17 protein-coding genes and 2 pseudogenes are annotated in these 11,854 nt (G+C 43.2%); 7 read left to right on the top strand and 12 right to left on the bottom strand.

What is annotated here, in order from left to right; all coding sequences use genetic code 11:
- Positions 1-104: 104 nt before the first annotated feature.
- On the bottom strand, positions 105-434 hold the full coding sequence (locus tag AAC854_RS19150) for an Arm DNA-binding domain-containing protein (protein WP_340618502.1): 330 nt from the start codon (positions 432-434) through the stop codon (positions 105-107).
- 397 nt (positions 435-831) lie between these two features.
- Here AAC854_RS19150 and AAC854_RS19145 point away from each other — a divergent pair, with 397 nt between their 5' ends.
- The gene (locus AAC854_RS19145) at positions 832-1,197 is read left to right on the top strand and encodes a DUF1090 family protein (RefSeq protein ID WP_340618501.1); all 366 of its coding nucleotides are present in this window, start codon (positions 832-834) and stop codon (positions 1,195-1,197) included.
- A gap of 56 nt (positions 1,198-1,253) precedes the next feature.
- On the opposite strand, the gene AAC854_RS19140 is transcribed toward AAC854_RS19145, so the two are convergent.
- The 4 genes from AAC854_RS19140 to AAC854_RS19125 form a co-directional block, all read right to left on the bottom strand.
- A complete protein-coding gene (locus AAC854_RS19140) occupies positions 1,254-1,787 on the bottom strand; it encodes a hypothetical protein (protein ID WP_340618500.1) in 534 nt (177 codons plus the stop codon).
- A gap of 523 nt (positions 1,788-2,310) precedes the next feature.
- Positions 2,311-2,523, bottom strand: coding sequence for a hypothetical protein (locus tag AAC854_RS19135; RefSeq protein WP_340618499.1), 213 nt, complete (start codon positions 2,521-2,523; stop codon positions 2,311-2,313).
- Between the two features lie 21 nt (positions 2,524-2,544).
- The gene (locus AAC854_RS19130) at positions 2,545-2,910 is read right to left on the bottom strand and encodes a hypothetical protein (RefSeq protein WP_340618498.1); all 366 of its coding nucleotides are present in this window, start codon (positions 2,908-2,910) and stop codon (positions 2,545-2,547) included.
- Positions 2,911-3,451: 541 nt separating this feature from the next.
- Positions 3,452-4,084, bottom strand: a complete 633-nt coding sequence (locus tag AAC854_RS19125) for a TetR/AcrR family transcriptional regulator (RefSeq protein WP_340618497.1) — start codon at positions 4,082-4,084, stop codon at positions 3,452-3,454.
- Between the two features lie 390 nt (positions 4,085-4,474).
- Between AAC854_RS19125 and AAC854_RS19120 the strand changes: the two genes are divergently transcribed.
- From AAC854_RS19120 to AAC854_RS19110, 3 genes and pseudogenes are all read left to right on the top strand, one after another.
- Positions 4,475-5,704 carry a Tm-1-like ATP-binding domain-containing protein gene (locus tag AAC854_RS19120; protein ID WP_340618496.1) on the top strand — a complete coding sequence of 410 codons (1,230 nt, stop codon included), beginning with the start codon at positions 4,475-4,477 and terminating at the stop codon, positions 5,702-5,704.
- Between the two features lie 4 nt (positions 5,705-5,708).
- Positions 5,709-6,536 (top strand): phosphoenolpyruvate hydrolase family protein, encoded by an 828-nt coding sequence (locus tag AAC854_RS19115; protein WP_340618495.1) that lies wholly within the window; start codon positions 5,709-5,711, stop codon positions 6,534-6,536.
- Between the two features lie 139 nt (positions 6,537-6,675).
- Positions 6,676-6,825: pseudogene (locus tag AAC854_RS19110) on the top strand (SymE family type I addiction module toxin); the annotation flags it as partial.
- A gap of 99 nt (positions 6,826-6,924) precedes the next feature.
- On the opposite strand, the gene AAC854_RS19105 reads toward AAC854_RS19110, so the two are convergent.
- A complete protein-coding gene (locus AAC854_RS19105) occupies positions 6,925-7,320 on the bottom strand; it encodes a hypothetical protein (protein ID WP_340618494.1) in 396 nt (131 codons plus the stop codon).
- 181 nt (positions 7,321-7,501) lie between these two features.
- On the opposite strand from AAC854_RS19105, the gene AAC854_RS19100 reads away from it, so the two are divergent.
- Entirely contained in the window at positions 7,502-7,645 is a 144-nt protein-coding gene (locus tag AAC854_RS19100; protein ID WP_340618493.1) for a hypothetical protein, read from the top strand.
- A gap of 112 nt (positions 7,646-7,757) precedes the next feature.
- Here the strand turns inward: AAC854_RS19100 and AAC854_RS19095 are convergent, their stop codons facing one another.
- The 6 genes and pseudogenes from AAC854_RS19095 to AAC854_RS19070 form a co-directional block, all read right to left on the bottom strand.
- Positions 7,758-8,123 carry a hypothetical protein gene (locus AAC854_RS19095; RefSeq protein WP_340618492.1) on the bottom strand — a complete coding sequence of 122 codons (366 nt, stop codon included), beginning with the start codon at positions 8,121-8,123 and terminating at the stop codon, positions 7,758-7,760.
- 20 nt (positions 8,124-8,143) lie between these two features.
- Entirely contained in the window at positions 8,144-8,563 is a 420-nt protein-coding gene (locus AAC854_RS19090; protein ID WP_340618503.1) for a DUF3990 domain-containing protein, read from the bottom strand.
- Positions 8,564-8,582: 19 nt separating this feature from the next.
- Entirely contained in the window at positions 8,583-8,894 is a 312-nt protein-coding gene (locus tag AAC854_RS19085) for a hypothetical protein (protein WP_340618491.1), read from the bottom strand.
- Positions 8,895-8,909: 15 nt separating this feature from the next.
- Entirely contained in the window at positions 8,910-10,319 is a 1,410-nt protein-coding gene (locus AAC854_RS19080) for a VasL domain-containing protein (RefSeq protein ID WP_340618490.1), read from the bottom strand.
- Between the two features lie 66 nt (positions 10,320-10,385).
- Positions 10,386-10,949 (bottom strand): annotated as a pseudogene (locus tag AAC854_RS19075) (type VI secretion IcmF C-terminal domain-containing protein); the annotation flags it as partial.
- On the bottom strand, positions 10,910-11,152 hold the full coding sequence (locus tag AAC854_RS19070) for a type VI secretion protein IcmF/TssM N-terminal domain-containing protein (protein ID WP_340618489.1): 243 nt from the start codon (positions 11,150-11,152) through the stop codon (positions 10,910-10,912). The pseudogene AAC854_RS19075 and the gene AAC854_RS19070, both read right to left, overlap by 40 nt.
- A 10-nt stretch (positions 11,153-11,162) precedes the next feature.
- Between AAC854_RS19070 and AAC854_RS19065 the strand changes: the two genes are divergently transcribed.
- Both AAC854_RS19065 and AAC854_RS19060 read left to right on the top strand, forming a co-directional pair.
- A complete protein-coding gene (locus AAC854_RS19065; RefSeq protein WP_340618488.1) occupies positions 11,163-11,345 on the top strand; it encodes a hypothetical protein in 183 nt (60 codons plus the stop codon).
- 87 nt (positions 11,346-11,432) lie between these two features.
- The gene (locus AAC854_RS19060) at positions 11,433-11,714 is read left to right on the top strand and encodes a SymE family type I addiction module toxin (protein ID WP_340618487.1); all 282 of its coding nucleotides are present in this window, start codon (positions 11,433-11,435) and stop codon (positions 11,712-11,714) included.
- Positions 11,715-11,854: the final 140 nt, after the last annotated feature.

The following is an 11,854-nucleotide window of genomic DNA, read 5'->3' as shown; positions in this document are numbered from 1 at the left end:
ATATATGTGGCAGCTCATCAAAAGAGTTAAGATTTTCTTGAATGCCGCTTCAGCAAATAGTTGGAAAGGAATAGGAAATATGAAATTCTCATAATTATGAAAAGTTATATAACAGTTACTGGTTTTAAAGAGCTTTCCCTATCTAACTTTATTTTTCTTTGTGGGTCTTTTCCTTCTGCTAACCATGTTCGACACTGGTCACGCATTTCACGGGCTTTAGCTAAAGATAAATCAGGATACTTTCCTAATGTTAATAACTTTGCTTCTGACTCTCGACCACCTAGGCGATATTTGTATATCCAAGTTATAGAGCCAGCTTTTGTAACTCGAATCATCAGGCTGCCACCATCAGATATTTTTCTTACTCTATCTGAACGTACCCCCAACAACGCTCTTAACTTCTTATCCGACAGCTTGTTTATACCTATAGACATACTCAAATCTCACAATTTGTTGCCCCACCGATTACCCCACAGTGTGATGCAAAAGTGAGAAAACGTCAATAAACACTGGAACAATATACAGTGTGATATTTGGATTAATAGATTGATATATAAGGGATTAAATACAAATTAAACAGCATCAAAACACCTAATCCCATAGGTGACGATAACTTAACATTCAATTTAACCCCGAGAGCAGAATATTGATAATTTGCCTGATGCCCTACCAGACAACTAAAGGGGGCATTATAGCCTCATTCTCAACAAAAAAGATAAAAGCCTCTTCCTGCCTCTTCCGCGGCATAGATCCGGATGAATTTTCAGGATCAAATCGAGATCAGAGTATAAAATTTTGAATAAACGCCCTCAATAACCTTGGGAATAATTCATGATGTCGAAAACATTGATCATATTTGTGTTGATTGTTTTCTGTATGAGTGTTGCCTATGCAACCCCAAATAAAGCAGGATGTCAGACAAAAAAGCAAACATTGGAAAAGCAGCTTCAATATGCTCAGGCAGATAAAGACGAGCACTTGATAAAAGGACTAACTCGAACTTTAGAGAATATAAAAGCCATGTGTGCTTTGGAAAAACGCCTAAAAGATAAAATTAATAAATCAGAAGCGGTAAAAGATAGTTTGGCTGATAACACTGCGCCATTAAAGCGGAAAAACAATAAAAAACCACCCCGCAAATCCACTAAAAGCAGCAAAATAAAAACAGGAAAAAAAGTGCAGGCCAAACAAAAATAGCAGACCTGCACCTCATCTTGTAACTTTGCTCATTTTACTCAAGAAATCGGATAAAATTACGTATCCCTTCCCCTAACTTGCTGCGCATTAGAAGGAGAAATCTTGTAGTAAACTTTATCACTCACAAATGGCTTATGTTCAATTTCTACTGAAAGAATGGAATTATTTTTCGATACAGCATAGTGACTAAAATAATCCCCTTTTCTTTCAACTGGATAATGAAAGTTAGGCTTGATAAACTTTTTCTTGTAAGATTCATCCGAAGGACGATACTCATCTGAATAAACTACCTTTTTATTTCTGACAAAGATAATTTTATAAAAAAGACTGGCTTTCTCATTAAATGTCGCACCAATGATATTCTCTATATCCTCAGGCTTCATACCCTTATCAATGATATACATTTTATCCCAGTCAAAAGGGGTAATTTTGTTGATATCAATCAAACAGGCAGTATTCTTCTGACAATGTTTATCAGCGTAACCAATAATCCCCAACCGACTGTTATTAACAGATAAAAATAAAATGGCAATTCCCAATATTAAAGCAAATACGATAATCTTATTCTTGTTGACAACATGGAAAAACATCATTCCCCCCTTCATAATCAAATCTGATATGAGAAAACGGCTATGGAATTTTAACCTTGAAAATCAACGAATTAACATTAAACTTGCAACTTTGATTTTATCACTACTCTCCTCTGTCATGACATTAGATAAATACCATCAGAAAAAACAGCCCCCTGCCTTTCAAAAGCAGCATGATATTTTCTGGTGTTTACAATATGCCATGAAGGTCTATCTTGAACTGTGGAGATAACTCCACTTGTAACCGACTGTTTTACGATGGCTACTTAGTCTCTTAAGTGCGGTCTTCACAAGTTAAAAATTGACACTTATGCCTGTTTTTCACCTTCAGGAGTGCAATGAGAAGAGACTCCGGACAGCGAAAAAGTATACTAAGTGTACTAGCGATTTTTTTGATTTCAAATAGAAAAATATGGTTAACAAATAATAAATGAAGAAAATGATTGCTAACGTGATTTACTGATAGTTTTGATGGGATCAAGTATGTGGGATTTTCAACAAAAACACTGGTAATATACACATACTAGCGCGGTTGAGGTTCTTCATAGATAACCATTTTTGATTCATCAATAGAAAATATATAAACAAGATATTTTTCATTTAATTTCTTAATAGCATATTGAAACAGATAAGTAATATCATCTATATTGATATATTCGAAATATCCTCTAATTTTACCCTTATCAAGGGCTTTGGTTAATTTTTCTATTTCTATAAAGCTATAACAATCTCTCATTTAATGACCATTGCACCTTAATTATTCTTTAAAAGAACCATCTTCCGACAGGATGACCTTACCTTTTTTCGAAATTTTCAACTTACCATATTGATAAATTGTATATGTTATTTCCTTATTCTTGAATTCATATCCATAAAAATCACAGCCTTCTGTCTTACAATCTCTGTTAAGCGTTTTCCCCTTCACTACCAAAGAGGTATAGTTTTTCTTATCAGTTACAATAGAAACAACGTTATTACAGCTTACATTCCCCTCAGGGCAACGCACACTGATAGCAATATCATAACTTTTTGTTTTAAATAAATAATTATAAGCTGCAAATGATATATGCGGAAATGCAATAAACATCACAACCGAAAACCACAAGGATACTTTCCGCATCATTTAACCCTCCAGCGTTTTTAACTAACCATTATCGCTAATCGCTACATATTGATATATAGACTATAAAAGCTCTTTTTTCATCATGGTCTGCTGACTGTATTAGCTTGGTTTCTCCACTCGCTTTATTTCTTGTATTCACATATTAAGCGCAACACTGTAATTTAACCAAGACTAAGTTGTGTTTTTTTATGCTGTTCTTTTCATTCATAAAAACCCTCTGGCTCATAAGCAGGAATGCCTCTTTGCCAATATCCATGGCCATAAACTATTTCCATCGTCCATTCGTACTCATATTCATGGCTAATAGCCTATTCCATTAGGCCCTTATTTTTCTTATTCTAAGGTAAATTTATTTATCGCTCAAAATAAAATACTCAGCACTCATTCCATTAGACATAAAAATATATTTTTAAATTGATTGCATTCATAAAAATAGTATTTTCTTATTAATTTGGCTTAGTATATAAATACCCAATCCATTATTCACCCACTAATTAACTTAAGTAAAAAAACAAAACTTAAAAAAATTAACTGGATGTTATTATTCTTTATTTTTATTTTCTTCAATTGCCTGATTAATAATTGCCTTAGCCATCCATTTTGCTATTTCAATAACCTGATCATTATTAAGTTTCCAAATATCTTTCAGTACCAAAAAAATCTCTGAACCATAAATGACAGAAAAAGATTTTATCACTTTATCAATGAGTTCTGGAGAAAAAGAATTTTTCATCGGCGATGTCACCATTGATAAAATTTCTTTACGATTCCCCCTTTCCAGTTGTTTCTTTTTTGGCTCAGTTGATGATAATGAACGCACTTCTGCCCACTGTTGTAACGACACTTGTAACGCAGCTCGAAGTGCTCCCTCATGTTCAAACATCCGGGGATAGGCAAAATTCAACAGTTCAGCGATCCGCTCTTCCGTTTTTTCGCTCTGTGGACGCCAAGTCAAGATCGGCCCTAAACTCGCACTAACAGTAGCGGCGATTAAATCACTCTGGGTCGGGAAATAACGGTATGCCGTTGCCCGGGAAACACCTGCCTCTAAAGCTAACTCAGATACTGATGGCATCGCACCTTGTTCAAATAGAGTCAGAGCGGTGTTAATGAGCAACTGATACGTCCGCTTACGAGTACCTTTATAGTCCTGTGATATGTGAATAGGTGGCATCAATAATCCCCTATAAAACAATTAGTTTCCCCTGTACCAATCATTTAAAAATCCTTCTACAGATAATAAATACAGCCTTATCTATTCTATTATCAAACGACGATATATTTTCAATCATTATGTTCACAAATCAGCCACCCAGAGCAAAGAGCGTTATTCATATTAACACTTTTAGATTACTTTATCCTTTATTCAGCAAAGAGAATTACAACGAACTAGCATATTTTATTGACACACCTATTTCTTTTTTTAACGCAAGTCTTTCCAACTTATTGATGAATAAAAATACGCAATAAGACTGCGATCTCATTTTTCATGTAGCACAAATGATACTGTAGTCTCATAAAATGAATATCCTCACTTTTACCTCATGATAAGTAAGGGTTGCTAATGAAAGAGCATCAAGGTTCTGTCTATATAGCCACGACACTAGATACGAAAAGTGCAGAAATTTTCTATGTCAGTGAATTGATACAAAAAATCGGACTTGCTGTCCGCATTGTTGATTTAACGACAAAACCTACCCGACTGATACGTGAAGCAGATGTTCGTGCAGAAACTATCGCAGATTACCACCCCGATGGAAGGCAAGCCGTATTTTGTGATGACAGAGGGAGAGCGATCGCAGCAATGGCAATAGCTTTTCAGTCCTATTTACAACAACAAACGGACATTGCTGCTATTTTAGGATTAGGTGGTTCCGGCGGGACTGCGTTGATTACCCCTGCGATGCAATCCCTACCCGTAGGTGTACCAAAACTGATGGTTTCCACAATGACATCAGGTGATATCTCAGGTTACATCGGTGCAAGCGACATCTCTATGATGTACTCCGTTACCGATGTTTCCGGCCTCAATATAATCTCCCGAAAAGTCTTAAAAAATGCTGCTAATCAGATTGCCGGAGCTGTTTATTTTAATCGGCAGGATGATATATCTGATGAACAGAAACCAGCTATAGCGCTGACTATGTTTGGGGTAACAACCCCTTGTGTTCAGCAACTCACCGCCAACTTAGAGCATGATTACGACTGCCTGGTATTCCATGCCACTGGCAGTGGCGGCAAAGCGATGGAAAAACTGGTAGACAGTCAACTCCTGCACTCCGTACTTGATATAACAACGACTGAGGTATGCGATTACCTCTTTGGTGGCGTTCTGGCCTGCAATGAGGATCGTTTCGGTGCCATTGCACGGACAAAAACACCCTGCATTATCTCCTGCGGTGCACTGGATATGGTTAATTTCGGCCGTCCGTCGACAATCCCTGAGCAATATAAAGGACGTCAGTTTTATCATCATAATGCGCAGGTAACACTGATGAGAACTACACCAGAAGAGAATCACCAAATGGGGGTATGGATTGCTGAAAAACTTAACCATTGTGAAGGAGAAATTCGTTTTATTATCCCGACAGCCGGTTTTTCCAGCCTAGATATCAAAGGAGGGGTCTTCTGGTCTCCAGTTGCTGATGACGCTTTTATCAAAGCATTTACAGATAATTATAAAATAACAGAAAAACGACAACTAATTTTCAGCCCGCATCACATCAATTCACCAGAATTCTGTGAGCAGGTTATGCAATTACACCAGGAAATGATAAACCACACTGAGATTTAATGATATGAAACATGATCGCGAAGAATTACTAAAAAAATTTAGAGCGATGATCGCACGGGGAGAACCGATCATCGGTGGCGGTGCAGGAACGGGGTTGTCTGCAAAATGTGAAGAAGCAGGCGGTATTGATCTTATAGTTATCTATAACTCCGGTCGATACCGCATGGCAGGACGTGGTTCATTAGCTGGCTTACTTGCCTACGGAAATGCAAATGACATCGTGATGGATATGGCAAAAGAAGTATTACCTATAGTGAAACATACACCGGTACTTGCTGGTGTGAATGGTACTGACCCTTTCTGCCAGTTCGATAAATTTCTTGATGATATAAAAGCAATCGGCTTTGCGGGAGTGCAAAACTTCCCGACTGTTGGTTTGATTGACGGTAATTTCCGTGCCAATTTAGAAGAAACGGGAATGGGTTATAGCCTAGAAGTCGATATGATCCGCCTTGCCCACGAAAAAGGTTTGCTAACCACTCCTTATGTTTTTAGTAGAGAAGATGCGATTGCAATGACGGAAGCTGGCGCAGATGTCATTGTTCCTCATATGGGCCTGACAAAGGGTGGTAATATCGGCGCTGAAACCGTGCTGACCTTAAAAGATTGTGTTCCACTGATTAACGATTGTGCAAAAGCTGCCAAATCGGTCCGTACCGATGTGATTATACTGTGCCACGGTGGCCCTATCGCCACACCTAAAGATGCTAAATATATTCTTGAAAATTGCCCTGATTGCCACGGTTTTTACGGAGCAAGTTCAATGGAACGCCTACCGACGGAAATGGCTTTGAAAAAAACAGCAGAAGAATTTAAATCTATTAATAGATAACTAAAATTAATCTTTTTATTTTATTACCAACACCAGACGCCTGTGGAAATTCCACAGGCATTTTTTTTACTCATTTAATTATTTTTTAATTGCTTTAGCTGTAGACTTATAGCCTGTCCAAATTATCGTGCCACTACACACCGTCAAGATTATGGACGGCTGTCTGGTGCTTATTCCTGACAGTGACGACACTCGCATCATCAAGCAGCAGTACCAGCGCCAGCAAGACCAGCTCAGTGAGATTAAACTCCGAATGCGCGAACTAATTGGGGATTATCAGATCAGATAATGATAAAAAGCCGGAAGATTGCAAAGATTTTCCGGCTTTTTAGCTCTGAGTTTAAGAGGACAGGATTTTCATCATCTTAATCCTTTTCCCCCTTTGTTATCACTCATCAATATACTCAAAACTATCTTCTGCTAGGTTATGAGCTTTTCTATGCTGATCATCCCATTCAATAAACCCTTCAGGCAGATCAGAAGGGATCCCTTTTAACCAATATTGACCGCCATATACAATCTCCATTGCCCAATGATATTCATAATCATGACTCATGAATTCAACATCACTATAATCCTCAACCGGTGTATAAACTCCTGGGTAGTTCATAACCAGAGATTCGGCTTCATCTTGTAATTTATTGGCATACTTAACAATAATGGCCTTAAGCATCTCAACCCAAGTATGAAAATTAAATACAATCTTTCTATTAGGATCATCATTAGATGTAAAAATAAGGCCATCAACGATATCTTCCTTATTAAGTCTATTACGGGCAGTCATCAGTACTTACCTTTGTCATTGATACTTTGTTTTTGTTAAATAGTTCTGCGGCCTTGTCTGAATAGATAGCAAACTGGCTACTCTTTGCAGTTGGTACAGGTTTCGCGTTTTTCTTTGCTACGGGGAATGGGTTGCCTAACATTGGTCCGCTGACCGCATCATAATTATGATTAAGGGTTTTTTGACCGCTACAGATGGCTGTCTGGTGCTTATTCCTGACAGCGACGATACCCGCACCATTAAACAACAGTACCAGCGCCAGCAAGACCAGCTCAGCGAGATTAAGCTGCGGATGCGGGAGCTGATTGGAGATTATCCGGCCTGATAATGATAAAAAGCCGGAAGATCATAAGGATTTTCCGGCTTTTTGTTGCTGAGTTTAAGGGGACTGGATTTTCAGCGTTTTAATCCTTTTCCCCTCTGTTATCACTCATTAATTAATCAAAACTAAATTCTGCTAAATTATGTTCTTTTCTATACTGTTCTTCCCATTCCTCAAAGCCTTCAGGCTCATAAGCTGGGATACCCCTTTGCCAATATCCATGACCATAAACTATTGCCATTGCCCATTCGTACTCAGATTCATGACTAAGAGTCCAAATGTTCGAATAGGTTGTAGGAAGATAAACAGCCGGATGATTTAAAAGTAGATTCTCCGCCTCACTTTCTGATTTATTGGCATATTTGACAATAATCGCTTTCAACACCTCTACCCAGGTATAAAAATTAAAAATAACCTTTTTATTGGGGTCAATTTCATCAGTAAGAACAATGCCATCAATAATATTTTTTCTATCAATCATGTCTTTTCTACCCATCGTTTTTATGGACACGTATCGACATCAGCACTTTTTTTGACTGAAGCTTTATGCTTATCAAATAATTCCGTTGCTTTTTGAGTATAAAGGGCGAGCTGATGGCCTACAATGTCTGGTGGTTTCCCCTTACGAAATTTACTTGGATTGCCTAAATACGGACCGCTAACTCCGTCATAATTATGAGCTAATGTTCCTTTACGACCTTCTTTAACATATCGTATCCATTCTTTCTTACCTGCAGGCGTGCTCGTGTCCAACACTTTAATATTTAATTTGGCTAACTCCGAGTTCGGTACTTCAAATGTGGCCAGTGTTGGAAGCTTGTTTCTCTCAGCCCATTGAAGTGCTTGCTCTTTCAATGTCGTCACATAAAACCCTTTCTTTCCTCCCGGATCAAAATCTTTCCCGCCTTTCCCTTTTGACAGGTCTATTTTCGTATCTTCCTCAAAACCGCCCGCATGATAAAAGGTGGTTGCTGCCCCCGCCGCCGCCTAACATGGCGCCGGCTTTTTGCAGGGCTTTGGTTGCGGCGTTCTGGCCGCTGGCGGCCCGTGCCGCCAAGCCCTGGCCGCCCGCCGCACTCTGAGCGCCGCTGACAAATCCGCCGGTGCTGCCGGCAATGCCGCCTCCGGCACGGCCGCCGCTTAAGCCCCCCGGCATCCCCGCCACCTGCTGCACCATTTGGGCGGCCTGCTGCCCCTGCCGGACAAGGGCCTGCCCTTTCTGAAGTTTCGCAATGCGCTTTTTCATCGACATACTGTGTCTCCCTGATTAATGCCCGCCGTCAGTGCTGACGGCCTGTTCATGGCGTTGGGTACTGCTTTCGCTATTTTTCTCAATCTTGTTATCGGTGCGGCTTTCCCGCGGGTCTGTCGCCTGACGCAGCCGGTCATAGCGGCCGAGCAGGGCGTTAAAGCGCTCATCGATGCCTTTCAGCAGCACCGGCGGGGCGGACTCGCCTTTCGCCGCGTAGACGCTCAGCTGACGCAGCAGCTCTTCCAGCGGGATGTCACTGCCGTGGCTGCGCTGGATGTCATAGATGGCGGTTTTCAGGTAGGACAGCGTGAAACTGCCGCGGGTACGCTCCTGCAACAGGATTTTGTCCGCCAGTTGCTGAAGCTGGTCGCGGGTGGTATGCCAGTTCCCTTTCAGGGGGATACTGTCAATACGCGCGGCCATTTCCTGTTCCCACTGGCGGGTGATGTGCCGCTGGCTTGGTGACGCGGGCCAATGCTGCTCTGCCGTGCCTTTCAGGGTACGGGCGGCTTCCCATGTTGCCAGCACGGGGGTTTCCGCTAACCGGTCCAGCTGGTGCTGATACTTTTCCAGTTCAGGCTGGTACAACCAGGCCAGCCGGGCCCCTGCGGGCTGGGCCGTAATGGCGTTGAGTTGCTGTTGCAGCGGTTTGTAGAACAGCAGCCCGCTGCCCACCAAAACCAGTAACCCCAATAAAGCCCCGAGGCCAAACCCTTGCCATGCACTTAAACCTTTCGGCGGTTGTTCAGGAAATTGGACGTGAACCCGCTGTTGGTGCCCGGCGGCGGGCGGGCTGTCAGTGCGCGGCGGCGCGGTTTCCTGTTCCGCTTCCGATTGTTGGGACAGATAGACTAAAGGCGGCATCTGTACCGGCTGTGACACCGGTTTGGCGGCCTGCCGGGGTTTTTCCAGCTTTTTCGCTGAGTTCTGGAAGAACCACAACAGGTTCTCGACACGCGGCAGGCGTTTCAGGTCGGATTGCTGTAACCGGTCGATAATCAGCTGGAGTGCCCGTTCGGCGCGGTAAATCATCCGCAGGTCACCGGCGGCAAAATCCAGCTGGCGTAATACACTGCCGGTACGGGTGTGGAACCACTCCAGCAGGTCAGTCCGTACCTGCGGCTGAGGCGGCCACAGGGTGTCCCACTCGCTGACGATAACCCCGGCCAGCAGCTCACAGCCTTCGGTAAAACCCGCCAGCCCGTTCAGCTGCATCCGCGCCAGGGTGTAGTAAATCGCCGTCTGCAAATCGACGCCGTTGGTTTTGAATACCGTCAGGGACAGGGATTCCACCAGCGGCCAGTTGACTTCCGGTTGCGCCGGATGGCTGGTTTTGTTGATTTCATCGCGGATAACGGCAAATTCCGGCAGGTTCAGCGGACTGCCGCCCGCCCGGATGATGAGATTTTCAGGGTGCCCGCTCATATTCTCGCTTTTCTCCTTAAAAAAAACCCTGCCCGAAGGCAGGGGGCGGTACAGAAGGTCGTCACCTTAATAGAGGGTGTCCGGCAGTTTGAACTGGCTGAACAGCCCGCCCGCAAATGGGTTGTCCGATTCGTCTACGTAGATGCGGTAGGTCATCTCGCCCCCGTCCACGTTGAAACGCACGTCAAAGAAGCCCGGCTGAACGTTGGTCAGCTTGCCGCTGTTGATCAGCCGCAACTGGGCCCACGGCCCCGTGAAGCTGATGGTGCGCGGGGCCTGATTGCTTCTGTCCGGCATCAGGGTCAGCTTGCTTTCGGTGCCAGCCCGCATGGAGTTCGGCCAGACCAGACGCGCCACATTGCTGCGGCCGTGAGAGTAATCCACCAGTTGGCCGTCGAGGTTCAGCAAGGCACGGCGTTTGTTGCCGGTCAGGCTGACGGGTTCGATGGCAAACTGCGTGCCGAGGCCGTTCTGCGGGGTGAAGAAAGTAGTACGGATACGATTCGCCGTTTCCAGCTGTTTCATCACATCCGGCCGGATCAGGATCTTGCCGTCCGTGCCCGTGGTCAGGCCATTATCCACAAACGGTTTCAGGCTCTGTTGGTAGAAGACATCCAGCGTGCCGCCCGGGCATCGGCGGGTTGGGATGGCCTGTGGCAAATCATCAAAGTCACGCACATCCACTGTTTCCAGAACTGTTCCAGCTCACTGTGCCACGCTTTTTCATCGTGGTTGTTGAGGCTGAACGTCACCCCCAAAATTGGGTCGCGCAGTTTGCAATCCAGTGACTGGTACATCGCTTCGAAACCATGCAGCAGATCGATTTTGGTCATGATTAAAAATATGACAATCTATATTGAACATGTTGCCATTATGAATGATATGGTGGGTATTTTCGGCGAAAAAGAGAGTTTACTAAGTGCATTAACACACTCTCTTGCAATGGATGTATATACAGTGATTATTTTGCGAGTAGCCTCGCAAAGGCAGAGTTTGGTGATGGAAAGTTACACATGGTGGCGATAAGGTAGGCAATGAAATCTGAACGCGGTTTTATCGTGTTGGTAGCACGATAAAACCGCTAACCACAACAACTACTTGAGGCTAGTTATTATGGCTAACGCGCATTCTAAGCAAAACCGGGCAATAAATAAAGCCGCCAAAACCGAACGTTATTACACCGTGGGATACGTGCCGCAAAACGACAGGGCCACAGCCCCGCCTGCAATCCACCTTAAAGGGCAATGGCTTAAGGCGGCGGGATTCGATAAAGGTTGCACCCTGACCGTGAAGATACTGGATGGCTGTCTGGTGCTGATTCCTGACAGTGATGATACCTGCGCTATTAAGAACAGTACCAGCGCCAGCAAGACCAGCTCAGTGAGATCAAACTGAAAATGCGGGAACTGCTTGGGGAATATAAAAGCGTAAGCGGCCAATTAAGCAGTGTATTTACATGATGTCGCCCATATTCACGTTCCACGGGAGCAGATCGTGCAGAGGATCGTTGGGATGGCGTTTGGGGAGCTCCGTAA

The organism is Xenorhabdus entomophaga (assembly GCF_037996725.1).
Lineage (GTDB): Bacteria > Pseudomonadota > Gammaproteobacteria > Enterobacterales > Enterobacteriaceae > Xenorhabdus > Xenorhabdus khoisanae.
This window is presented reverse-complemented; position numbering and strand designations above follow the sequence as displayed.